The following is a 22,701-nucleotide window of genomic DNA, read 5'->3' as shown; positions in this document are numbered from 1 at the left end:
TGGCTTACCGTTTGGCTTTCTTGTCCGCCGCATGACCGCGATAAGTGCGGGTGGCAGCGAATTCGCCCAGCTTGTGGCCAACCATTTCCTCGGAGACGTGCACCGGGACGTGTTGGCGACCGTTATGGACAGCAATGGTGAGCCCGACCATGTTCGGCAGGATCATGGAACGACGCGACCAGGTCTTGATCGGTTTGCGGTCGTTCTTCTCCACTGCAGCCTCAACCTTCTTCAGCAGATGAAGGTCAATAAAAGGACCTTTCTTCAGTGAACGTGGCACAGCCGTTACCCCTTAATGTCTGTTACTTGGCCTTGCGGCGGCGAACGATCAGCGCGTCAGTGCGCTTGTTCTTGCGGGTCTTGTGGCCCTTGGTGGGCACGCCCCACGGCGTCACCGGATGGCGTCCACCGCTAGTGCGGCCTTCACCACCACCGTGCGGGTGATCCACCGGGTTCATGGCCACACCGCGAACGGTCGGACGCACGCCTCTCCAGCGCTTCGCACCGGCCTTGCCAAGTTGACGCAGGCTGTGCTCAGAGTTGCTCACTTCACCCAGGGTCGCGCGGCACTCGGCCAGCACCTTGCGCATCTCGCCGGAGCGCAGGCGCAGGGTGGCGTAGTTGCCTTCACGAGCGACCAACTGGGCACTGGTACCGGCACTGCGAGCCAGCTGCGCACCCTTGCCGGGCTTGAGCTCGATGCAGTGAACGGTGGAACCCAGCGGGATGTTGCGCAGCGGAAGGGTATTGCCCTTCTTGATCGCCGCATTCACGCCGGACTCGAGACGATCGCCTGCGCTCACACCCTTGGGTGCGATGATGTAGCGACGCTCGCCGTCCAGGTACTTCAGCAGCGCGATGTGAGCGCTGCGGTTGGGATCGTACTCAAGACGCTCGACGACGGCAGGAACGCCATCCTTGGTGCGCTTGAAGTCGATGACCCGGTAGTGCTGACGGTGACCACCGCCCACGTGGCGGGTGGTGATGCGACCGTTGTTGTTACGTCCGCCGCTGCGCGACTGCTTCTCGAGCAGCGGCGCATAGGGCTTGCCCTTGTGCAGCTCGTCGTTGACGACCTTGACCAGGTGGCGACGACCGGCGGATGTGGGTTTTGTCTTGACGATTGCCATGATCCGTACTCCTGCCCTTATTCGGCGCCAGTGAAGTCTTCGAGCGTCTCACCAGCCGCCAGGGTCACGTAGGCCTTGCGGTAGCCCTGGCGGCGGCCCAGACCGTGCGCACTGCGCTTGGTCTTGCCCTTCATGTTCAGCACCTGGACACGATCGACCTTCTTGCCAAACAGCACCTGCACGGCCTGCTTGATTTCCGGCTTGGTCGCATCGCTGGCCACCTTGAACACATACTGGTTGCGCTCGGCGGCGAAAGCGGCCTTCTCGGTCACGTGCGGACCAAGCAGAACCTTGAATACGCGCTCCTGGTTCATGCCAGCTTCTCCTCGAATTTACGCAGAGCAGAGACGGTGACCAGCACCTTGTCGAAGGCGATCAGACTCACCGGATCGGCGGCAGCCACATCCACCACATCCACGTTGGGGATGTTACGAGCGGCCAGATAGAGCTTCTCGTCGACTTCCTCAGTGACGATCAGCGCCTTCTCCAGGCCCAGCTCACCCAGCTTGGCGACCAGTTGCTTGGTCTTAGGAGCATCGACGGTGAATTCGTCGATGGCGACCAGACGCTCCTGACGCACCAGCTCGGACAGGATGGAACGCATTGCTGCGCGGTACATCTTGCGGTTGACTTTCTGCGAGTGCTCCTGCGGACGCGCCGCGAAGGTCACACCACCGCTACGCCACAGCGGCGAGCGGATGGTACCGGCGCGAGCACGGCCGGTGCCCTTCTGGCGCCACGGCTTCTTGCCACCGCCGCGCACGTCGGAACGAGTCTTCTGGGCGCGAGTGCCCTGGCGACCACCAGCCAGATAGGCGGTGACGACCTGGTGAACCAGCGCCTCGTTGAATTCTTTGCCAAAGGTGGCGTCGGCGACTTCGACAGTACCCGCGCCTGCAGCAAGATTCAGATTCATCGGTTCTATCCCCTTCAGCCAGCTTTGACGGCGCTGCGAACGATGACGTCGCTGCCGGTAGCACCAGGCACGGCGCCCTTGATCAGCAGCAGGTTGCGCTCGGCATCGACCCGTACGACTTCGAGGCTCTGGACGGTGCAGCGGACATTGCCCATCTGACCGGCCATCTTCTTGCCCTTGAAGACGCGACCCGGGGTCTGACACATACCGATGGAACCCGGCGCACGATGCGACAGGGAGTTGCCGTGGGTGGCATCCTGGGTACGGAAATTCCAGCGCTTGACGGCGCCTTGAAACCCCTTGCCCTTGGAGGTGCCGGCCACATCGACCTTCTGACCAGCTTCGAAGAGGGATACGGTGAGTTCGCCGCCCACTTCCGGAGCCTCCTCGCCTGCATTGAGGCGGAACTCCATCAGCGAACGACCGGCCTCGACACCTGCCTTGGCGTACTGACCTGCCTGCGCCTTGGTGAGATGCTTGGCCTTGCGGGAGCCGGCTGTAACCTGAACCGCCGCGTAGCCGTCGGATTCGACGGTCTTGACGCTGGTAATGCGATTCGGTTCAACCTCGATCACGGTCACGGGCACGGAAGCGCCATCTTCGGTAAAGACACGGGTCATACCGGCCTTTCTACCGACCAAACCGATAGTCATTCTCAGTCTCCTTTAGTGTACGGGGCTATCACCCGCTATGGCTGCCCTTTCCAGAGCATTCCACTAGCACGTTGTATGGCGCCATCACGGCGCGGCGGCTGCTGCTCCAACTCGTTTGAAAGAGCGCTGGGCCGCGGGTGTCTAGTGTGGTTAATCGAGCTTGATCTGCACGTCCACGCCAGCGGCGAGGTCGAGCTTCATCAGGGCATCGACGGTCTTTTCGGTCGGCTCGACGATATCGAGCACGCGCTTGTGAGTGCGAATCTCGTACTGGTCACGCGCATCCTTGTTGACATGCGGAGAAATCAGCACGGTGTAGCGCTCACGATTGGTCGGCAGCGGGATCGGACCGCGAACCTGAGCACCAGTACGCTTGGCGGTATCGACGATCTCCGCGGCAGACTGGTCGATCAGGCGGTGGTCGAATGCCTTCAACCGAATGCGAATCTTCTGGTTCTGCATTTGCCCTAAACTCCAATGGATGTGGACGGCCTCTGCCGCCTACCCACGCATACAAAGGATGCGCATTATATGCATGCCGAGGACGAGAGTCAAACACTCCGCCCAAGGTGCGCAGAAAGGGGGCTCCTTGCGGAGCCCCCTTCGATCGATCGGTGAGCCCAGGGCTTACTTGACGATCTTGGCCACGACGCCGGCGCCGACGGTACGGCCACCTTCGCGAATGGCGAAACGCAGACCTTCATCCATGGCGATCGGAGCGATCAGCGTGACGACCATCTTGACGTTGTCACCCGGCATGACCATCTCGACGCCTTCCGGCAGTTCACAGGTACCGGTCACGTCAGTGGTGCGGAAGTAGAACTGCGGACGGTAGCCCTTGAAGAACGGGGTGTGACGACCACCTTCTTCCTTGGACAGCACGTAGACTTCGGCTTCGAAGACGGTGTGCGGGTTGATGCTGCCCGGCTTGGCCAGAACCTGGCCACGCTCGACTTCATCACGCTTGGTACCACGCAGCAGGGCACCGACGTTCTCGCCAGCACGACCTTCGTCGAGCAGCTTGCGGAACATCTCGACACCGGTAACGGTGGTCTTGGTGGTGTCCTTGATACCGACGATCTCGACTTCCTCACCGGCCTTGATGATACCACGCTCGATACGACCGGTGACCACGGTGCCACGACCGGAGATGGAGAACACGTCCTCGATCGGCATCAGGAACGGCTGATCGATGGCACGCTCCGGCTCGGGGATATAGTCGTCCAGCGCCTTGATCAGATTGGCAACGGCGGTGGTACCCATGCCGTTGTCGTCCTCGCCGTTCAGCGCCATCAGCGCAGAACCGACGATGATCGGAGTGTCGTCGCCCGGGAAGTCGTACTCGTTGAGCAGTTCGCGAACTTCCATCTCGACCAGCTCGAGCAGTTCCTCGTCGTCGACCATGTCGGCCTTGTTCAGGAACACGACGATGTACGGAACGCCAACCTGACGGGACAGCAGGATGTGTTCGCGGGTCTGCGGCATGGGGCCGTCGGCTGCGGAACAGACCAGGATGGCACCGTCCATCTGGGCCGCACCGGTGATCATGTTCTTGACGTAGTCGGCGTGTCCCGGACAGTCGACGTGCGCGTAGTGACGCTCCTCGGACTGGTACTCGACGTGAGAGGTGGCGATGGTGATACCACGCTCACGCTCTTCCGGAGCGTTGTCGATGGAGTCGAACTGACGCCATTCACCGCCGAAGACCTCAGCAGAAACGCGAGTCAGGGCCGCAGTCAGAGTGGTCTTGCCGTGGTCGACGTGACCGATGGTGCCGACGTTGACGTGCGGTTTGGAACGTTCGAATTTTTCCTTAGCCACTTCGATAACCTCTTTACGTTTGCTAGCGGTTAGCCTTTCTGGTTGATGACGGCTTCAACGATGCTGGAGGGCGCCTCTTCGTACTTCGCGAACTCCATGACGTAGCTCGCACGACCCTGGGTCTGAGAACGCAGATCGGTCGCATAACCGAACATCTCGCCCAGAGGCACCATCGCGCGGATGACCTTGCCGGAGGAAGAGTCATCCATGCCCTGCACCAGACCGCGGCGACGGTTGAGGTCGCCCATGACGTCACCCATGAAATCCTCGGGAGTCACGACTTCGACCTTCATCACCGGTTCCAGCAGCACGGCCTTGGCCTTGCGCGCCCCTTCCTTGACAGCCATGGAAGAAGCGACTTTGAACGCGTTCTCGTTCGAGTCCACGTCATGGTAGGAGCCATCGTACAGCGTGACCTTCACGTCGATCATCGGGTAACCCGCGATGACGCCGTTCTGCAGCTGCTCATAGGCTCCCTTCTCGACGGCACCCACGTACTCCTTGGGTACCACACCGCCGACGATCTCGGAGGCGAACTTGAAGTGCATGTCTTCGTCGCCTTCCTTGTCCGCCTCGGTGAGCGGCTCGATGCGCAGCCAGACGTGGCCGTACTGGCCACGACCGCCGGACTGGCGCACGAACTTGCCTTCCTGCTCGACCTTGCCGCGAATGGTTTCACGGTAGGCAACCTGCGGCTTGCCAATGTTGGCCTCGACCTTGAACTCGCGACGCATGCGGTCGACGATGATATCCAGGTGCAGCTCGCCCATGCCGGAGATGATGGTCTGGCCGGTTTCCTCGTCGGTCTTGACGCGGAATGACGGATCCTCCTGGGCCAGCTTGCCCAGCGCCACGCCCATCTTCTCCTGGTCGGCCTTGGATTTCGGCTCCACGGCTACCGAGATGACCGGATCCGGGAACTCCATGCGCTCGAGCACGATCTTGTCCTCCAGATCGCACAGGGTGTCACCGGTGGTCACGTCCTTCAAGCCGATACAGGCAGCGATGTCGCCAGCGCGTACTTCCTTGATTTCTTCACGGGAGTTGGCGTGCATTTGCACTAGACGACCAATGCGCTCCTTCTTGCTCTTGACCGAGTTGAAGACGCTGTCGCCGGAACTCACCACGCCCGAGTAGACGCGAATGAAGGTCAGGGTACCGACGAAGGGGTCGGTGGCGATCTTGAAGGCCAGGGCAGCGAAAGGCGCATCGTCGTCCGCTTCGCGGGTGGCAATGCTACCCTCCTTGTCGTCCAACTCACCCTCGATGGCCTTGACCTCGGTGGGTGACGGAAGATACTCGACCACGGCGTCCAGCACCGCCTGCACGCCCTTGTTCTTGAACGCGGAGCCGCAGGTGACCAGCACGACCTCGTTATCCAGGGTGCGGCGACGCAGGCCGGCCTTGATCTCCTCCTTGGTGAGCTCGCCCTCTTCGAGGTACTTGTCCATCAGCTCTTCGGAAGCCTCGGCGGCGGCTTCGACCATCTGCTCGCGGTACTCTTCAGCCTTGGCCTGGAGCTCGGCGGGAATCTCGATCAGATCATAGGTGGTACCGAGGTCGTCCTCGTTCCACTTGATGGCCTTCATCTCGATCAGGTCGATGACGCCCTTGAAGTCTTCCTCGGTACCCCAGTTGATCTGGATCGGCACCGCATTGGCGCCCAAGCGTTCCTTGAGCTGCTCGACGACCATGAAGAAGTCGGCCCCGGTGCGGTCCATCTTGTTGACGAACACCATGCGCGGGACTTCATACTTGTTGGCCTGACGCCAGACGGTCTCGGTCTGAGGCTGCACGCCGGAAGAGCCGCACAGCACCACGACAGCGCCGTCCAACACGCGCAGCGAACGCTCCACCTCAATGGTAAAGTCGACGTGTCCCGGCGTGTCGATGATGTTGATGCGGTGCTCGTCAAACTGGTGATTCATGCCCTTCCAGAAGGTCGTCACAGCAGCCGAGGTAATGGTGATGCCCCGCTCCTGCTCCTGCTCCATCCAGTCGGTGGTGGAAGCACCCTCATGAGTTTCGCCAAGCTTGTGGTTGACGCCTGTATAGAACAGGATCCGCTCAGTGGTGGTGGTTTTACCAGCATCGACGTGAGCGACGATACCCAAGTTGCGGTAGCGGTTTAGTGGAGTCTTGCGTGCCACGGTGGAACTCCCCGTTGGTTGGCGATGCGTTGAGAAGCGCTGCACTTAGAAACGGTAGTGCGAGAACGCCTTGTTGGCCTCGGCCATGCGATGCACGTCCTCACGCTTCTTGACCGCGGAGCCCTTGCCTTCGGCGGCATCGAGCATCTCGCCAGCAAGGCGCTGCACCATGGTCTTCTCACCGCGCTTGCGCGCCGCATCCACCAGCCAGCGCATGGCCAGCGCCTGGCGACGCGAGGGGCGAACCTCTACCGGCACCTGATAGGTCGCACCGCCTACGCGGCGGGACTTTACCTCGACCATCGGCTGGATGGCTTCCAGCGCGCGATCGAAGATGTCCAGCGGCTCTTCCTTGCTACGCTCGGCAACCGTGTCCAGCGCACCATAGACGATACGCTCAGCTGTGGACTTTTTGCCGCTGACCATCAGGTGGTTCATGAACTTGGCCAGGCGCTCACTTCCGAACTTGGGATCCGGCAAGATCTCGCGCTTGGCGACAACTCTTCTTCTAGGCATGACAAGCCCTCTATCGAAGGGTCTTTCAGGCAAACCCGGAACACTCGCACGCTCTTTATCGAACTCACGACGCCCGGCCTTACTCTTATCAGACCGAAATTAATCCTATTAGCGTACCGAGGCCGATCAGGACTTCGGACGCTTGGTGCCGTACTTGGAACGGCCCTGCTTACGGTTCTGCACGCCGGAGGTGTCGAGGGCGCCACGCACGGTGTGGTAACGCACACCCGGCAGGTCCTTGACACGGCCGCCGCGAATCAGCACGACAGAGTGCTCCTGGAGGTTGTGACCCTCACCGCCGATATAGGACGAAACCTCGAAACCGTTGGTCAGGCGCACGCGGCAGACCTTACGCAGGGCCGAGTTCGGCTTCTTCGGGGTGGTGGTGTAGACGCGGGTGCAAACGCCGCGCTTTTGCGGGCAGGCCTGCAGCGCCGGCACGTCGCTCTTGGCGACGGGGCGCTTGCGCGGCTTGCGCACGAGCTGATTGATCGTTGCCATATTGTGTAGCTGACTCCAATGGTTGCCTTGCCTTTCAGCGGACGCGGGCGCACCCACCCCACTGTTAAAGGCTGCGCATTCTAAGGTCTAACGGGGTGAGGCGTCAAGCGTCAGGGGCTCCCTACGCTTGACGCCACCCCGCTTACAGCTCGTCGTCGTCCGAGTCGAGAGCGGTGAGCTGGGCGCCCAGCTCCTGCTCGACATCGAAGGCCGACGGATGGAGCAGACGCTCGGTATCTTCCCGCTTGCGACGACGCTCCTGATGGTGGGCCAGCCCCGTCCCTGCCGGAATCAGGCGACCAACCACCACGTTCTCTTTCAAACCGCGCAGATAATCGCGCTTGCCGGTCACCGCTGCCTCGGTCAGGACCCGTGTGGTCTCCTGGAAGGAGGCCGCGGAAATGAACGACTCGGTGGCCAGGCTGGCCTTGGTGATACCCAGCAGCACACGCTGATACTTGGCCGGGAACTTCTCGGCCTGCTCCAGCAGTGCATTCTGCTCGAGGACCTTGACCAACTCGACCTGGTCGCCCGGGATGAACTCCGAGTCGCCCGAGTCGGTGATCTCGACCTTGCGCAGCATCTGACGCACGATCACTTCGATGTGCTTGTCGTTGATGCCTACGCCTTGCAGCCGGTAGACCTCCTGGATCTCGGCAGTGATGTACTTTGCCAGTTCCGCCACGCCCAGCAGCCGCAGGATGTCGTGCGGGTTGCTCGGGCCGTCGGAGATCACCTCGCCCTTCTCCACCGTTTCGCCTTCGAACACGGCGATCTGGCGCCATTTCGGGATCAGCATCTCGAACGGGTCACCACCGTCTTCCGGCGTGATCGTCAGGCGGCGCTTGCCCTTGGTCTCCTTGCCGAAGCTGATCGTACCGCTGATCTCGGCGAGGATGGCCGGCTCCTTCGGCTTGCGCGCTTCGAACAGGTCGGCCACGCGGGGCAGACCACCGGTGATGTCCTTGTTACCGGACGCCTCCACCGGAATTCGCGCGACGATCTCGCCAATACCGATCTGGGCGCCGTTGTCGACCGAGACGATCGCCTTGCCTGGCAGCAGATACTGCACCGGGGTGTTGGAGCCTACCACGCTGACCGGCTCGCCACTCTCGTCGGTGAGCAGGATCATCGGACGGCTGTCACGACCGGCCTGCGGGCGCGCCGCCGACTCGATCACCTCGATGGAGGAGAGGCCGGTCATCTCGTCTACGCTGCGATGGATGGTGACGCCGTCGACCATGTCGACGTACTGCACCTTGCCCTCGACCTCAGCGATGATCGGGTGGGTGTGCGGATCCCACTTGGCCACCATCTGCCCGGCCTCGACCGCCTCACCGTCCTTGATTGACAGTTCGGCACCATAGGGCAGCTTGTAGTACTCGCGCTCGCGACCATGCTCGTCGGCCACCGCCAGGGCGCTGGAGCGAGACACCACCACCAGCTTGCCATCGTTGCGCTCGACGAATTTCATGTTGTGCAGGCGCACCTTGCCGCCGTGCTTCACCTGCACGCTGTCCACCGCCGAGGCGCGCGATGCCGCACCACCGATGTGGAAGGTCCGCATGGTCAGCTGGGTGCCCGGCTCACCGATGGACTGGGCCGCGATGACCCCCACCGCCTCGCCGATGTTGACCTGATGCCCCCGCGCCAGGTCACGACCATAACAGGCCGAACAAACGCCATGGGCCGATTCGCAGGTGATCGCACTGCGCACCACGATCTCGTCGACGCCCATGGTATCCAGGCGCTCGCACCAAGCTTCGTCGAGCAGGGTGCCCTTGGCGATCAACACCTCCTCGGTGGAGGGATCGACCACGTCCTGGGCGACCACGCGACCCAGCACCCGCTGCGCTAGGGAGACGATGATGTCGCCACCCTCGATTACCGGATGCAGGGTCAAGCCCTGCTCGGTGCCGCAATCCTGCTCGGTAATGACCATGTCCTGGGCTACGTCCACCAGGCGGCGGGTCAGGTAACCGGAGTTGGCGGTCTTGAGTGCCGTGTCCGCCAAGCCCTTACGCGCGCCGTGGGTGGAGATGAAGTACTGGAGTACGTTCAAGCCCTCGCGGAAGTTGGCCACGATCGGCGTCTCGATGATGGAGCCGTCCGGCTTGGCCATCAGGCCGCGCATGCCAGCGAGCTGGCGGATCTGCGCCGCGCTGCCCCGGGCGCCGGAGTCGGCCATGATGAAGACGCTGTTGAAGGAGTCCTGCTCGACCTCCTTGCCCTCGCGGTCCACCACGGTCTCCTTGGAGATGCCCGCCATCATCGCCTTGGCCACCTTGTCGTTGGCCTTGGACCAGATGTCGATCACCTTGTTGTACTTCTCGCCGGCAGTGACGAGGCCGGAGGAAAACTGATCCTCGATCTCCTTCACCTCGGCCTCAGCGGCCTCGACGATGGCACTCTTCTCCTCCGGGATGACGAAGTCGTTGACCCCGATGGAGGCGCCGGACCAGGTCGCCATGCGGAAGCCGGTGTACATCAGCTGATCGGCGAAGATGACCGTGGGCTTGAGACCCGCGCGGCGGTACACCTCGTTGAGCAGCCGCGAGATCGCCTTCTTCTTCATCGGCTGGTCGACCAGCTCGAAGGGCACGCCCTCCGGCAGGATGCGGAACAACAGCGCCCTGCCCACGGTGGTGTCGTACAGGGTGCGCTCGGTGCTGCGCTCACCGCTCTCCTCGTCGATCACCACCTCGGTCAGGCGCACCTTGACCCGGGCGTGCAGCGAGACGCTCTGGGTGCCGAAGGCACGCTCCACCTCGTTGAGGTCGGAGAACACCATGCCCTCGCCTTTGGCATTGACCTTCTCACGGGTCATGTAGTAGAGCCCCAGCACCACGTCCTGGGACGGCACGATGATCGGGTCGCCGTTGGCCGGTGACAGCACGTTGTTGGTGGCCATCATCAGCGCACGGGCTTCGAGCTGGGCCTCCAGGGTCAGCGGCACATGCACCGCCATCTGGTCGCCGTCGAAGTCAGCGTTGTAGGCGGCACACACCAGCGGGTGCAGCTGGATCGCCTTGCCCTCGATCAACAGCGGCTCGAAGGCCTGGATACCGAGGCGGTGCAAGGTCGGTGCGCGGTTGAGCAGCACCGGGTGCTCGCGGATGACGTCGGCGAGGATGTCCCACACCTCCGGCAGCTCGCGCTCGACCATCTTCTTGGCCGCCTTGATGGTGGAGGCCTGGCCATTGGCTTGCAGCTTGGAGTAGATGAACGGCTTGAACAGCTCCAGCGCCATCTTCTTCGGCAGACCGCACTGGTGCAGGCGCAGGGTCGGGCCCACGGTGATTACCGAGCGGCCGGAGTAATCGACGCGCTTACCCAGCAGGTTCTGGCGGAAACGCCCCTGCTTGCCCTTGATCATATCGGCGAGCGACTTCAGCGGGCGCTTGTTGGAGCCGGTGATGGCGCGACCGCGGCGGCCATTGTCGAGCAGCGCGTCCACCGCCTCCTGCAGCATGCGCTTCTCGTTGCGCACGATGATGTCCGGCGCGTTGAGATCGAGCAGGCGCTTGAGGCGGTTGTTGCGGTTGATCACCCGACGATAGAGGTCGTTGAGGTCCGAGGTGGCGAAGCGGCCACCGTCCAGCGGCACCAGCGGACGCAGGTCCGGCGGCAGCACCGGCAACACCTCCATGACCATCCACGCCGGGTCGTTGCCCGACTGCAGGAAGGCCTCCAGCAGCTTGAGACGCTTGGAGAGCTTCTTGATCTTGGTCTCGGAGTTGGTCTGCGGGATTTCCTCGCGCAGACGGTCGACCTCCTCGCCCAGATCGATGTCCTTGAGCAGCGCCTGGATCGCCTCGGCGCCCATGCGGGCGTCGAAGTCGTCGCCGAACTCCTCCAGCGCCTCGAAGTATTGCTCGTCGTTGAGCAGTTGGCCACGCTCCAGGGTGGTCATGCCCGGGTCGATGACCACGAAGCTCTCGAAGTAGAGCACCCGCTCAATGTCGCGCAGGGTCATGTCGAGGAACATGCCGATGCGGCTCGGCAGCGACTTGAGGAACCAGATGTGGGCTACCGGGCTGGCCAGTTCGATATGGCCCATGCGCTCGCGACGCACGGCGGCCTTGGTCACCTCGACGCCACACTTCTCGCAGATGATGCCGCGGTGTTTCATGCGCTTGTACTTGCCGCACAGGCACTCGTAATCTTTCACCGGACCGAAGATCTTGGCACAGAACAGCCCGTCCCGCTCCGGCTTGAAGGTACGGTAGTTGATGGTCTCGGGCTTCTTGACCTCGCCGTAGGACCAGGAGCGAATCATGTCCGGCGAGGCGAGCGAAATCTTGATCGCGTCGAACTCTTCGGACTGTGACTGCGATTTGAGGACTTTCACCAAATCTTTCATGGAGTCGGCTCCTAGCTCTCTAACTCGATATCGATGCCCAGCGAACGGATTTCCTTCACCAAAACGTTGAAGGATTCCGGCATGCCGGCATGCATGGTGTGGTCGCCGTCGACAATGCTCTTGTACATCTTGGTGCGACCTTCCACGTCGTCGGACTTCACCGTGAGCATCTCCTGGAGGGTATAAGCGGCACCATAGGCTTCCAGTGCCCACACCTCCATCTCACCGAAGCGCTGGCCGCCAAACTGCGCCTTGCCGCCCAGCGGCTGCTGGGTAACGAGCGAGTAGGAGCCAGTGGAACGGGCGTGCATCTTGTCGTCCACCAGGTGGTTGAGCTTGAGCATGTACATGTAGCCCACCGTCACCGGACGGTCGAAGGCGTCGCCGGTACGCCCGTCGTACAGCGTCATCTGACCGGAGTCCGGCAAGTCGGCCAGGCGCAGCAGGTGCTTGATCTCGCCCTCGGCAGCACCGTCGAACACCGGAGAAGCCATCGGCACGCCGCCACGCAGGTTCTTGGCCAGCGCAATGATTTCGTCGTCGCTCAGCGAATCGAGATCTTCGACCCGCGTTCCCGTAGTGGAATTGTAGACCTCGCCCAGGAACGCGCGGAGTTCGGCCACCTGTTGACTGCGGGCGTCGCGCAAAAGGGCTTCGATCTTCATGCCCAGCCCATGGGCGGCCAGCCCCAGGTGAGTCTCGAGAATTTGCCCCACGTTCATACGTGACGGCACGCCCAACGGGTTAAGGACGATGTCCACCGGCATGCCATTGTCATCGAAGGGCATGTCTTCCACCGGCATGATGGCGGAGATGACACCCTTGTTACCGTGACGACCGGCCATCTTGTCACCCGGCTGGATACGGCGCTTGACCGCCATGTAGACCTTGACGATCTTGAGCACGCCCGGCGCCAGGTCGTCGCCCTGGGTCAGCTTGCGCTTCTTGTCTTCGAAACGCTCTTCCATCTCCTTGCGACGGTTCTCGAGCTGCTCGTCGGCCTGGGCCAGCAATTCGTTGAGCGACTCGTCTTGCAGGCGCAGCTTGAACCACTGCTGGCGCGGCAGCTCCTCCAGATAGCTGTCAGAAAGCACGTCGCCCTTCTTCAGCTTGGGACCACCGTTCACCGGCTGGCCGGTGAGCGTGCGCTTGAGACGCTCGAAGGTGGCGTCCTCAGCGATACGGTAGGTCTCCTGAAGGTCCTTGCGCACCTCGTCGAGCTGCATCTGCTCGATGGCCAGCGCACGAGAATCCTTTTCCACGCCGTCTCGGGTGAACACCTGCACGTCGATGACCGTACCCTTCATACCGGTCGGCGCACGCAGCGAGGTATCCTTCACGTCAGAGGCCTTCTCGCCAAAGATCGCCCGCAGCAGCTTCTCTTCGGGGGTCAACTGGGTCTCGCCCTTGGGCGTCACCTTGCCCACCAGGATGTCGCCCGGACCAACTTCGGCACCGATGTAAACTACACCAGCCTCATCCAGCTTGGAGAGCGCCGACTCCCCCACGTTGGGGATATCCGAGGTGATTTCCTCCGGCCCCAGCTTGGTGTCGCGGGAGACACAGGTCAGCTCCTGGATGTGGATGGTGGTGAAACGGTCCTCCTGCACCACCCGCTCGGACAGCAGGATCGAGTCCTCGAAGTTGTAGCCATTCCAGGGCATGAAGGCGATGCGCATGTTCTGACCCAGCGCCAAGTCGCCCATGTCGACGGACGGGCCGTCGGCCAGGATGTCACCACGCTCGACCACGTCGCCAGGACGCACGATGGGGCGCTGGTTCATGCAGGTGTTCTGGTTGGAGCGCACGTACTTGGTGAGGTTGTAGATGTCGACGCCGGCTTCGCCGCCGATGATCTCGTCCTCGTTGATTCGTACCACGATGCGCTTGGCATCGACGGAGTCGATCACACCACCTCGGCGCGCCACAGCGCAGACGCCGGAGTCACGCGCGACGAAACGCTCCATGCCGGTGCCAACCAGCGGCTTCTCGGCACGCAGGGTGGGCACCGCCTGACGCTGCATGTTCGAGCCCATCAGGGCGCGGTTGGCATCGTCGTGCTCGAGGAACGGAATCAACGCCGCCGCCACTGACACCACTTGGCGCGGCGAAACGTCCATCAGGGTGACCTGCTCGGGCCGCATGAAGGTGGTCTCGCCCTTGTGGCGAACCTGCACCAGATCGTCGACCAGCTTGCCGGACTCATCCACGCTGGCCGAGGCCTGTGCAATGACGTAGTCCCCTTCCTCGATGGCCGACAGGTGCACTACCTCGTCGGTGACCTGGCGATCCACCACCTTGCGGTACGGGGTTTCGAGGAAGCCGTAGCTGTTGGTGTGGCTGTAGGTGGCCAGCGAGTTGATCAAGCCGATGTTAGGCCCTTCCGGCGTCTCGATGGGACACAGGCGGCCGTAGTGGGTGGCGTGAACGTCGCGAACTTCGAAGCCAGCCCGCTCGCGGGTCAGGCCGCCCGGGCCAAGCGCAGAGACGCGGCGCTTATGAGTGACCTCGGAAAGCGGGTTGTTCTGGTCCATGAACTGGGAGAGCTGGCTGGAGCCGAAGAACTCCTTGACCGCCGCCGCCACAGGCTTGGCGTTGATCAGGTCCTGAGGCATCAAGCCCTCGCTCTCGGCCATGGAGAGACGTTCCTTGACCGCACGCTCGACACGCACCAGGCCTACGCGGAACTGGTTTTCGGCCATCTCACCCACACAGCGGATACGACGGTTGCCCAGGTGATCGATATCGTCAACTTCGCCGAAGCCGTTGCGGATATAGATCAGTTCCTTGAGCACGTCGAGGATGTCGCGGTTGTCGAGCACGCCGGAGCCGGTGTCGGAATCGCGACGCAGGCGGCGGTTGAACTTCATGCGACCGACGCCGGAGAGGTCGTAGCGGTCCTCGGTGAAGAACAAGTTGTGGAACAGCGTCTCGGCGGCCTCCTTGGTGGGCGGCTCGCCGGGGCGCATCATGCGGTAGATCTCGACCAGCGCTTCGAGCTGCGAGCTGGTGGTATCCAGGCGCAGGGTTTCGGAGATGAACGGACCGCAGTCGAGGTCGTTGGTGTAGAGAGTCTCGAGTTTGGTGATACCGGCTTGGCCCAGCTTCTCGAGCAGCTCCGGCGTGATGACGGCGTTGCAGGAACAGATCAGCTCACCGGTGTTCGGATCGACCTGATCCTTGGCCAGCGTCTTGCCGAACAGATAGTCCATCGGCACCTCGAGACGCTCGAGACCGGCCTTCTCCAACTGCCGGATATGCTTCTGGGTGATGCGCCGCCCCTCCTCGACGATCAGGTTGCCATCGGCATCCTTGATGTCGAAGGTGGCGGTCTCGCCACGCAGACGCGACGGCACCAGATCCACGGAGAAGCCGATCTTCTCGATGTGGAAAGTGCTGGTATCGAAGAACTCGTCGAGGATCTCCTCGGCACTCATGCCCAGCGCACGCAGCAGCACCGTAGCCGGCAGCTTGCGGCGACGGTCGATACGCACGAAGACGTTGTCCTTGGGGTCGAACTCGAAGTCGAGCCAAGAGCCGCGGTAGGGGATCACACGGGCGGAATAGAGCAGTTTGCCGGAAGAGTGGCTCTTGCCCTTGTCATGGTCGAAAAACACGCCCGGTGAGCGGTGCAGCTGGGAAACGATGACCCGTTCGGTGCCGTTGACCACGAAGGTACCGTTTTCGGTCATCAGGGGGATCTCCCCCATGTAGACTTCCTGCTCCTTGATGTCCTTGATGGCCTTGTTCGAGGAGTCGCGATCATAAATGATCAAGCGAACCTTCACCCGCAGGGGAGCAGAGTAGGTGACGCCACGCAGTTGGCACTCCTTGACGTCGAACGCCGGGGTGCCGAAACGGTAGCTGACGTACTCGAGCGCGGCATTTCCGGAGAAGCTCTCGATTGGGAACACGGACTTGAACGCCGCATGCAGCCCCACCTCGAGACGCTCATCGGCCGAGCGGTCCTGCTGGAGGAAGTCGTAGTAGGAATCAAGCTGGATCGCCAGCAGGTAGGGCACATCCATCACTTGGGGCAGTTTGCCGAAATCCTTGCGGATGCGTTTTTTCTCAGTGTATGAGTAAGCCATCTGTATTCCCCAGCTTGTTCACCATGGGTGACCGATGCGTGGTCGGCGCCACCCGACGGGACCGCCCCCGTCAGGCGCTGACGGCAAGCTCCACAGGGGTAGCTCGCCGTCGGGATTCTTCTAGCGACGCTGCGTCAGCAAGGCGCTAGTGCAACAGAAAAAGGCCGGCGGCGGGAAGGCCCGCCACCAGCCGTGGAAGCTTACGCAGCGCGTGAAGCCATGGAAACCAAGGGGTTACTTGAGTTCCACGGTGGCGCCGGCTTCTTCCAGCTTCTTCTTGGCCTCTTCGGCCTCGTCCTTGGACATGGCTTCCTTGATGGTCGCCGGAGCGCCGTCGACGGCAGCCTTGGCTTCCTTCAGGCCCAGGCCAGTGATCTCGCGCACGGCCTTGATCACGTTGACCTTCTTGTCGCCGGCGCTGGCCAGCACCAGGTCGAACTCGGTCTGCTCTTCGGCAGCGCCGGCGTCACCGCCAGCAGCCGGGCCTGCCACAACGGCAGCAGCAGCAGAAACGCCGAACTTCTCTTCCATCGCTTCGATCAGCTCGACGACTTCCATCACGGACATGTCGGCGACGGCGTTGATGATGTCTTCTTTGGTCAGTGCCATTTTGATGATTCCTAAACTTTGCGGAGCCTCGGCGCACCGAGCGCTCTATTCAGTGTTCGACTCAGACAGCAGGAATGTACTCGCCGTTCAGGCGGCCTGTTCCTGCTTCTGATCGCGCAACGCGGCCAGGGTACGAACCAGCTTGCCGGCGGAAGCCTCCTTCATGACGGACATCAGCTTGGCAATGGCCTCGTCATAAGTCGGCAGGGTCGCCAGACGGTCGATGTCGTTCGCCGGGATCAGCTCGCCTTCGTAGGCCAGCGCCTTGATCTCGAAGTTCTTCTCATCCTTGGCGAACTCCTTGAACAGACGGGCGGCAGCGCCCGGATGCTCGGTGGAGAAAGCCAGCAGAGTCGGACCAACGAAACTCTCGTTCAGACACTCCCAGGGAGTGCCGGAAAGGGCGCGACGTGCCAGGGTGTTGCGAACAACACGCAGCTGGACGCCATTCTCGCGAGCCTGCTTGCGCAGACCGGTCATCTTCTCGACCGTGACGCCACGAGAATCGGCAACGACGACGGAGAGCGCGCCCTTGGCGGCTTCACTGACCTCGGCAACGATCGCTTTCTTGCCTTCAAGTGCTAGTGGCACAGTGATCACTCCTTCGTGCCGGAACCGCACGAAAGTGGGCTCCGGAGGTTACCATCTCTCCCAGGCAGCCACAGGCATACCGGGAGTCCTGGGTGATGGTGCACACCAGCGTTCTGGCGGCCACACCATCTGCGCAGGCATCCCTAGGGGAGATTAAGCCGCCCACTCGAGAGAGGGCGGCACCTGCGGTCTTTGACGGCGCCCCTCATGCCCTGAACAGAGCACTTGGGGACCGCAAAGTTTCTTGCAACGCTTCGCTCTGCCTCGCCTTACACGAAGGCAGAATGATCGAGGGTCAGGCCCGGGCCCATGGTAGTGGACAGGGTGACCTTCTTGAAATAGATACCCTTGGACGTGCTCGGTTTGAGCCGCTTGAGATCGGCGACCAGCGCTTCCAGGTTGCCCCGGATGGCGTCGGCGTCGAAATCGACCTTGCCCAGAGTGGTATGGATGATACCGTTCTTGTCGGTGCGGAAACGCACTTGGCCGGCCTTGGCGTTCTTCACCGCGGTCGCCACATCGGGAGTCACTGTGCCGACCTTGGGGTTCGGCATCAGGCCGCGCGGACCGAGGATCTGCCCCAACTGGCCGACCACACGCATGGCATCCGGCGAGGCGATGACCACGTCGAAATCGAGCTGACCCTTCTTGACCTGCTCGGCCAGATCGTCCATGCCGACGACGTCAGCACCGGCTTCCTTGGCGGCATCGGCGTTGGCACCCTGGGTAAACACGGCGACGCGCACGTCCTTGCCGGTCCCGTTGGGCATCACGGTAGCACCGCGCACCACTTGATCGGATTTACGCGGATCGACGCCCAGATTGATGGCGACGTCCAGCGACTCCTTGAACTTGACGGTAGAGAGCTCAGCGAGCAGTGCCACGGCCTCCTCAAGGGAATAAGCCTTGGTGGCATCGACCTTCTCGCGAATCATCTGTGCGCGCTTGGAAAGCTTGGCCATGATCAGAGACCCTCCACGTTCAGGCCCATGCTGCGGGCGCTACCGGCAATGGTACGCACCGCGGCGTCGAGATCGGCAGCCGTGAGATCCGGCTCCTTGGTCTTGGCGATCTCTTCGAGCTGCTCACGGGTCACGGTACCGACCTTCTTCTTGTTCGGCTCACCGGAGCCGGACTTGATGCCAGCTGCCTTCTTCAGCAGGACGGCCGCTGGCGGCGTCTTGGTGATGAAGGTGAAGCTGCGGTCGGAATAAACGGTAATCACCACGGGAGTCGGCAAACCCGGCTCAATGTCCTGGGTCGCAGCGTTGAACGCCTTGCAGAACTCCATGATGTTAACGCCGTGCTGACCCAGCGCGGGACCCACAGGGGGACTCGGATTGGCCTTACCGGCTGCAACCTGCAGCTTGATGTAAGCCTGTACTTTCTTGGCCATGATTGACTCCAGTTGGGTAGTAGCGCCTCGCGGCTCCCCGGGTTAAACGACCGCCGAAGCGGTCGACAACAAACTCAAAAGCCGAGATGTATCACTCTTTCTCGACCTGCGAGAACTCCAGCTCGACAGGCGTCGCCCGGCCGAAGATCAGCACGCTGACCTGGAGGCGACTCTTGTCGTAGTTGACCTCTTCGACGACACCATTGAAATCGGCGAAGGGACCATCGATGACACGCACGGACTGGCCCGGCTCGAACATGGTCTTGGGCCGTGGCTTATCGGTACCGTCCTTCACCCGGCGCAGGATGGCATCAGCCTCTCGCTGAGTAATCGGTGCCGGCTTCTCCTTGGTGCCACCAATGAACCCCATGACCCGGGGCGTTTCGTTGACCAGGTGCCAGGTGGCGTCGTTCATCTCCATCTCAACCAGCACGTAGCCGGGATAGAACTTGCGCTCGCTTTTACGGCGCTTGCCGTCACGCACCTCGACGACTTCTTCGGTCGGCACCAGGATCTCGCCGAAACGGTCCTCCATGCCATACATCTTCACGCGTTCCTTGAGGGAGCGCATGACATGTTTCTCGAAGCCGGAGTAGGCGTGAACGACGTACCAACGCTTGGACATGAAGACTCCTAACCGATGACGCCGGACATCGCCCAGCTAAGAAGGGTGTCGATCAGCCACAGCATCAGCCCGACGACCAGCACGGCCACCAGCACGATGGCAGTCGTCTGCACGGTCTCGGGACGGGTCGGCCACACCACACGCTGAATTTCTTTCTTGGCGCTCTTGGCCAACTCGGCAAGGTCCCGCCCCTTGGCGGTAGTCAGCGCGATCGCCGCAGCACCCGCACATAGCACGACGACACCAAGCACACGATAGAGAAGCGCCTGGTCGGCAAAGTAGGTATTCCCCACCACCGCCAGCACCACCAACGTGACGACAACCGCCCACTTGAGCCCGTCGCGGCGCGACTCCTGCACCTCGGCGTTATGTTTCATGAAAACGAGACTCCTCAGGGTGCGGCAATCGAGTATGTTCGTATGAAGAATGCCAACCTGGGGAAGGTTGGCAGGCCAGGAGGGAATCGAACCCCCAACCTGCGGTTTTGGAGACCGCTGCTCTGCCAATTGAGCTACTGGCCTGTATCTGGTATGCAGCACCTCTTGCAGGCCGCATGCACAACAGCGGGCGCCATGATAGCGGATGACTCGCCGACTGGCAACCCTTCCCGGCGAACCACCACCGTGAAGAAAAGAAAGGCGAGCCTTCGCTCGCCTCTCAGAATTGGAGCTCATGGACGGATTTGAACCGTCGACCTCACCCTTACCAAGGGTGTGCTCTACCCCTGAGCTACATGAGCAAAACTTACGACACCACCGCCCTTACATTCAAGGCAATACCTGGAGCGGGCAGCGGGAATCGAACCCGCATCATCAGCTTGGAAGGCTGAGGTTCTACCATTGAACTATGCCCGCCTACCCACTCTTTCCAACCCAGACCCCAGGCCTCGATCGGCTTATCTGGTGGAGGGGGAAGGATTCGAACCTTCGAAGCTTTCGCGGCAGATTTACAGTCTGCTCCCTTTGGCCACTCGGGAACCCCTCCAGATGGCGGCCCATTCTACCGCCTACCGAAACCATGTCAAGGGCTTATTTTTCAGCCACTTGCCAAAACAGCGCAGCATAGCCGCACGCCCATGGCTTCGGAACGCGCTGCATTGTGTCAAAGCAACATGGAGAATGCAAGGCCTGCCCGAATTTTTTCCAGCCCTGCAGGCGGCGGGACGCGTGGCGCCCCGGACATGCGCCCGGCTCGCTCGGCTGCCGTCAGGGGAAAGCACGCTTCCAGGCCGCCATAGACCATATCGGGCCACACCGCATGCGGGGAGTGCACCCCTCTCGCCACAACCCGGGCATCACCTCCGGTCAGTAACATCGGCAACGCCACCCCTTCGCGATCACACACTTCTGCGTAGATGCGGTTCACCGCACTGACGGCAGCCAGGTAGATTCCATGATTGACCGCTTCGACGGTGCGCTTGCCAGGCAGCAGCAACTCCTCGGCCTCGCTGTCGGGGTCAATGGCAACGTTACGGGTGCCAAGCTTGAGGCTCTCCTTCATCAAGCGCAGGCCCGGCAAGATGTAGCCCCCCAAGTGACGCCCACCCGGCAGCACGAAATCAATGGTAATGGCGCTGCCACAATCCACGGCGCAGCAGCCGCCAGCCAATTGATAGCCGGCCAGCACCCCCATCCAGCGATCGACACCCAGCCGGTGCGGCTCCTCATAACCGTTGACCACCCCCAGCGCCTCAGGTACCGAACGCGCCACATGTACGTTACGCACCCGGCTCTGTAGCAGCGTCACGGTCTGCTCCAGCACTGCCTGGCGGGCAACACTGGAGATGCGCACCGCCTCGACCACGTCGAGATCCGGTATGTCGGAGCCAGGCTTCCACTCTTCGCGAGTCCAGACGGCGCCCCGCGAGCGAATCTCGCTGCTGTCGGCATCCTTCAGTCGCCATTTGGAAAGCGTATTGCCAATGTCCAGGTCAAGGATCATGTACGCCCACGCACGCTGATCTCCCCTCCCCCCAGGCGCTCACGCCCGTCACTATGACGAATCCATAGATTGCCCGACTCATCCACACTCTCGGCCGTCGCCACCAGACGCTGCTGTCCACGCAGCACATCCACTTCACATCCTCGAAAGGCATGGCGTGCGTTCCACTCCTCCTGCCAGGCAGCGAACCCCATCGACTCGTAGCCTGCCAGCAGCGGCAACAGCTCGTCCAGCAATTCGACACCCAACTGGTTGCGTGACAACGCCGGCACCTGATCATGAACCGCAGCCACACGCTGCTCGATCTGTGCACGAAATCCATCAGGAAGGCTGAAGTTGATACCCATACCGACCACGACTTCGCAAGGGCCTCCCATGTCTCCGCTGATCTCGACCAGGATACCAGCCAGCTTGCCCAGCCCACCCTCTGCATCAGCAAGCAGAACATCATTGGGCCACTTCAGTCGGGGCCGCATACCATGGCGCTCGAGCACCCTGGCCAAGGCTACACCCACTGCCAGGCTCAATCCCTCCAGTGCCGCGACCCCGGACTCGAAACGCCACCCTACCGACAGCATGAGCGCACGCCCCCATGGAGTCGACCAGACACGTCCACGCCGGCCACGACCAGCGCTCTGCTGCTCCACCAGGCATACCTCACCATGTCCGGCGCCCTGGGCAAAGCGCTGGCGGATGAACTCATTGCTGGATGGTAGCGTCTCCTCCACGAACAGCCTGGCGAGATGCTGACGCCCCTGGCGTGACAGGCCGGCCACGATTTTTTTGCCGTCCATCAGCTCCAGCGGCATGGTCAGACGGTACCCCTGCCCCTTGACCGCTTCGAGAGGAATATCCATCGCTTCGAGCTTCTTCAATTGCTTCCAGACCGCAGTACGGGATACTCCCAGCCGTTCGCCCAGCTGCTCGCCGGAGTGGAAGTCTCCATCACTCAGCAGCCGAATGAGTTCGCCGATGGTCATGCCTGTGCCCTAACCGGGAAAAGATCCATTCTAGCGAACTGCCGCTGTTGCGGAAACGCATTGATCGGATAAAGAAAAACCCGACTAAGTTTGGCCGGGATGTCTGAATAGATGCCTGCCGCCCCGGGCAACGCTCCGCTACTTTCCATGGGAGGCCCCTAAACGACGAAACCCAGCCTCTTTCGAAGCTGGGTTTCTGAAAAAATGCCTGACGATGTCCAGGGCGGCTCCCCGCTACTCTACGTGGGAGGCCCCAAACGGCGAAACCCAGCCTCTCTCGAAGCTGGGTTTCTGAAGAAATGCCTGACGATGACCTACTCTCGCATGGGGAGGCCCCACACTACCATCGGCGCTGAGCGGTTTCACTGCTGAGTTCGGCATGGGATCAGGTGGTTCCCACTCGCTATGGTCGTCAGGC

The 22,701-nt window shown here is 61.8% G+C and carries 20 protein-coding genes, 4 tRNA genes and 1 rRNA gene; all 25 read right to left on the bottom strand.

Features of this window, described 5'->3' with window-relative positions; translation table 11 throughout:
• Positions 1 to 4 precede the first annotated feature (4 nt).
• The 25 genes from rpsS to rrf all read right to left on the bottom strand — a co-directional run bounded on the left by rpsS (position 5) and on the right by rrf (position 22,700).
• Positions 5 to 280, bottom strand: a complete 276-nt coding sequence (gene rpsS, locus HOP51_RS17725) for a 30S ribosomal protein S19 (protein WP_009098993.1) — start codon at positions 278 to 280, stop codon at positions 5 to 7.
• A gap of 22 nt (positions 281 to 302) precedes the next feature.
• Complete coding sequence (gene rplB, locus HOP51_RS17720; RefSeq protein WP_234275236.1) at positions 303 to 1,130, bottom strand: 50S ribosomal protein L2; 828 nt, start codon at positions 1,128 to 1,130, stop codon at positions 303 to 305.
• 17 nt (positions 1,131 to 1,147) lie between these two features.
• Complete coding sequence (gene rplW / locus HOP51_RS17715) at positions 1,148 to 1,444, bottom strand: 50S ribosomal protein L23 (RefSeq protein ID WP_010626469.1); 297 nt, start codon at positions 1,442 to 1,444, stop codon at positions 1,148 to 1,150.
• Positions 1,441 to 2,046 carry a 50S ribosomal protein L4 gene (gene rplD, locus HOP51_RS17710; RefSeq protein ID WP_234275235.1) on the bottom strand — a complete coding sequence of 202 codons (606 nt, stop codon included), beginning with the start codon at positions 2,044 to 2,046 and terminating at the stop codon, positions 1,441 to 1,443. Before rplD ends, rplW begins: the two co-directional genes overlap by 4 nt.
• 14 nt (positions 2,047 to 2,060) lie before the next feature.
• A complete protein-coding gene (rplC, locus tag HOP51_RS17705) occupies positions 2,061 to 2,699 on the bottom strand; it encodes a 50S ribosomal protein L3 (protein WP_234275234.1) in 639 nt (212 codons plus the stop codon).
• A 150-nt stretch (positions 2,700 to 2,849) separates the two neighbouring features.
• Entirely contained in the window at positions 2,850 to 3,161 is a 312-nt protein-coding gene (gene rpsJ, locus HOP51_RS17700; protein ID WP_010626466.1) for a 30S ribosomal protein S10, read from the bottom strand.
• 165 nt (positions 3,162 to 3,326) lie between these two features.
• Positions 3,327 to 4,520: an elongation factor Tu gene (tuf, locus tag HOP51_RS17695; protein WP_234275233.1), complete on the bottom strand. Its 1,194-nt coding sequence runs from the start codon at positions 4,518 to 4,520 to the stop codon at positions 3,327 to 3,329.
• A 29-nt stretch (positions 4,521 to 4,549) separates the two neighbouring features.
• The gene (gene fusA, locus HOP51_RS17690) at positions 4,550 to 6,670 is read right to left on the bottom strand and encodes an elongation factor G (protein WP_234275232.1); all 2,121 of its coding nucleotides are present in this window, start codon (positions 6,668 to 6,670) and stop codon (positions 4,550 to 4,552) included.
• 45 nt (positions 6,671 to 6,715) lie between these two features.
• Positions 6,716 to 7,186 carry a 30S ribosomal protein S7 gene (gene rpsG, locus HOP51_RS17685; protein ID WP_159554817.1) on the bottom strand — a complete coding sequence of 157 codons (471 nt, stop codon included), beginning with the start codon at positions 7,184 to 7,186 and terminating at the stop codon, positions 6,716 to 6,718.
• Between the two features lie 126 nt (positions 7,187 to 7,312).
• Complete coding sequence (rpsL, locus tag HOP51_RS17680) at positions 7,313 to 7,687, bottom strand: 30S ribosomal protein S12 (protein ID WP_095623214.1); 375 nt, start codon at positions 7,685 to 7,687, stop codon at positions 7,313 to 7,315.
• Between the two features lie 142 nt (positions 7,688 to 7,829).
• Positions 7,830 to 12,050, bottom strand: a complete 4,221-nt coding sequence (gene rpoC, locus HOP51_RS17675) for a DNA-directed RNA polymerase subunit beta' (protein WP_234275231.1) — start codon at positions 12,048 to 12,050, stop codon at positions 7,830 to 7,832.
• 11 nt (positions 12,051 to 12,061) lie between these two features.
• Positions 12,062 to 16,141 carry a DNA-directed RNA polymerase subunit beta gene (rpoB, locus tag HOP51_RS17670; RefSeq protein WP_234275230.1) on the bottom strand — a complete coding sequence of 1,360 codons (4,080 nt, stop codon included), beginning with the start codon at positions 16,139 to 16,141 and terminating at the stop codon, positions 12,062 to 12,064.
• 234 nt (positions 16,142 to 16,375) lie between these two features.
• Complete coding sequence (gene rplL, locus HOP51_RS17665; protein WP_159554823.1) at positions 16,376 to 16,750, bottom strand: 50S ribosomal protein L7/L12; 375 nt, start codon at positions 16,748 to 16,750, stop codon at positions 16,376 to 16,378.
• A gap of 87 nt (positions 16,751 to 16,837) precedes the next feature.
• Positions 16,838 to 17,341 carry a 50S ribosomal protein L10 gene (rplJ, locus tag HOP51_RS17660; protein ID WP_234275229.1) on the bottom strand — a complete coding sequence of 168 codons (504 nt, stop codon included), beginning with the start codon at positions 17,339 to 17,341 and terminating at the stop codon, positions 16,838 to 16,840.
• 269 nt (positions 17,342 to 17,610) lie between these two features.
• Positions 17,611 to 18,303: a 50S ribosomal protein L1 gene (rplA, locus tag HOP51_RS17655; protein WP_234275228.1), complete on the bottom strand. Its 693-nt coding sequence runs from the start codon at positions 18,301 to 18,303 to the stop codon at positions 17,611 to 17,613.
• Positions 18,304 to 18,305: 2 nt separating this feature from the next.
• Positions 18,306 to 18,737 (bottom strand): 50S ribosomal protein L11, encoded by a 432-nt coding sequence (gene rplK, locus HOP51_RS17650; protein WP_071943762.1) that lies wholly within the window; start codon positions 18,735 to 18,737, stop codon positions 18,306 to 18,308.
• Between the two features lie 91 nt (positions 18,738 to 18,828).
• Positions 18,829 to 19,362 (bottom strand): transcription termination/antitermination protein NusG, encoded by a 534-nt coding sequence (gene nusG / locus HOP51_RS17645; RefSeq protein ID WP_234275227.1) that lies wholly within the window; start codon positions 19,360 to 19,362, stop codon positions 18,829 to 18,831.
• 8 nt (positions 19,363 to 19,370) lie between these two features.
• The gene (gene secE / locus HOP51_RS17640) at positions 19,371 to 19,739 is read right to left on the bottom strand and encodes a preprotein translocase subunit SecE (protein WP_234275226.1); all 369 of its coding nucleotides are present in this window, start codon (positions 19,737 to 19,739) and stop codon (positions 19,371 to 19,373) included.
• 68 nt (positions 19,740 to 19,807) lie between these two features.
• A tRNA-Trp gene (locus HOP51_RS17635) sits at positions 19,808 to 19,883 on the bottom strand.
• 143 nt (positions 19,884 to 20,026) lie between these two features.
• A tRNA-Thr gene (locus HOP51_RS17630) sits at positions 20,027 to 20,101 on the bottom strand.
• A gap of 41 nt (positions 20,102 to 20,142) precedes the next feature.
• A tRNA-Gly gene (locus HOP51_RS17625) sits at positions 20,143 to 20,216 on the bottom strand.
• A gap of 46 nt (positions 20,217 to 20,262) precedes the next feature.
• Positions 20,263 to 20,346, bottom strand: a tRNA-Tyr gene (locus HOP51_RS17620).
• Between the two features lie 117 nt (positions 20,347 to 20,463).
• A complete protein-coding gene (locus HOP51_RS17615) occupies positions 20,464 to 21,303 on the bottom strand; it encodes a type III pantothenate kinase (protein ID WP_234275225.1) in 840 nt (279 codons plus the stop codon).
• Positions 21,300 to 22,283 carry a biotin--[acetyl-CoA-carboxylase] ligase gene (locus HOP51_RS17610; RefSeq protein ID WP_234275224.1) on the bottom strand — a complete coding sequence of 328 codons (984 nt, stop codon included), beginning with the start codon at positions 22,281 to 22,283 and terminating at the stop codon, positions 21,300 to 21,302. Before HOP51_RS17610 ends, HOP51_RS17615 begins: the two co-directional genes overlap by 4 nt.
• 301 nt (positions 22,284 to 22,584) lie before the next feature.
• Positions 22,585 to 22,700 (bottom strand): 5S ribosomal RNA (rrf, locus tag HOP51_RS17605).
• Position 22,701: the final 1 nt, after the last annotated feature.

Origin of the sequence: Billgrantia zhangzhouensis (genome assembly GCF_021404465.1) — a bacterium.
Lineage (GTDB): Bacteria > Pseudomonadota > Gammaproteobacteria > Pseudomonadales > Halomonadaceae > Halomonas > Halomonas zhangzhouensis.
Note: the sequence above shows the minus strand (reverse complement) of the source record. Positions and strands in the feature narration are given on the sequence as shown.

What these genes read in the sequence shown, in the direction of transcription:
- rplA (WP_234275228.1), bottom strand. Translation starts at nt 18,303, where the DNA reads ATGGCCAAGCTTTCCAAGCGCGCACAGATGATTCGCGAGAAGGTCGAT.
- rplB (WP_234275236.1), bottom strand. Translation starts at nt 1,130, where the DNA reads ATGGCAATCGTCAAGACAAAACCCACATCCGCCGGTCGTCGCCACCTG.
- rpoC (WP_234275231.1), bottom strand. Translation starts at nt 12,050, where the DNA reads ATGAAAGATTTGGTGAAAGTCCTCAAATCGCAGTCACAGTCCGAAGAG.
- rpsG (WP_159554817.1), bottom strand. Translation starts at nt 7,186, where the DNA reads ATGCCTAGAAGAAGAGTTGTCGCCAAGCGCGAGATCTTGCCGGATCCC.
- rplW (WP_010626469.1), bottom strand. Translation starts at nt 1,444, where the DNA reads ATGAACCAGGAGCGCGTATTCAAGGTTCTGCTTGGTCCGCACGTGACC.
- rpsL (WP_095623214.1), bottom strand. Translation starts at nt 7,687, where the DNA reads ATGGCAACGATCAATCAGCTCGTGCGCAAGCCGCGCAAGCGCCCCGTC.
- HOP51_RS17610 (WP_234275224.1), bottom strand. Translation starts at nt 22,283, where the DNA reads ATGACCATCGGCGAACTCATTCGGCTGCTGAGTGATGGAGACTTCCAC.
- nusG (WP_234275227.1), bottom strand. Translation starts at nt 19,362, where the DNA reads ATGTCCAAGCGTTGGTACGTCGTTCACGCCTACTCCGGCTTCGAGAAA.
- HOP51_RS17615 (WP_234275225.1), bottom strand. Translation starts at nt 21,303, where the DNA reads ATGATCCTTGACCTGGACATTGGCAATACGCTTTCCAAATGGCGACTG.
- secE (WP_234275226.1), bottom strand. Translation starts at nt 19,739, where the DNA reads ATGAAACATAACGCCGAGGTGCAGGAGTCGCGCCGCGACGGGCTCAAG.
- rplD (WP_234275235.1), bottom strand. Translation starts at nt 2,046, where the DNA reads ATGAATCTGAATCTTGCTGCAGGCGCGGGTACTGTCGAAGTCGCCGAC.
- rplL (WP_159554823.1), bottom strand. Translation starts at nt 16,750, where the DNA reads ATGGCACTGACCAAAGAAGACATCATCAACGCCGTCGCCGACATGTCC.
- rplK (WP_071943762.1), bottom strand. Translation starts at nt 18,737, where the DNA reads ATGGCCAAGAAAGTACAGGCTTACATCAAGCTGCAGGTTGCAGCCGGT.
- rplC (WP_234275234.1), bottom strand. Translation starts at nt 2,699, where the DNA reads ATGACTATCGGTTTGGTCGGTAGAAAGGCCGGTATGACCCGTGTCTTT.
- rpoB (WP_234275230.1), bottom strand. Translation starts at nt 16,141, where the DNA reads ATGGCTTACTCATACACTGAGAAAAAACGCATCCGCAAGGATTTCGGC.
- rpsJ (WP_010626466.1), bottom strand. Translation starts at nt 3,161, where the DNA reads ATGCAGAACCAGAAGATTCGCATTCGGTTGAAGGCATTCGACCACCGC.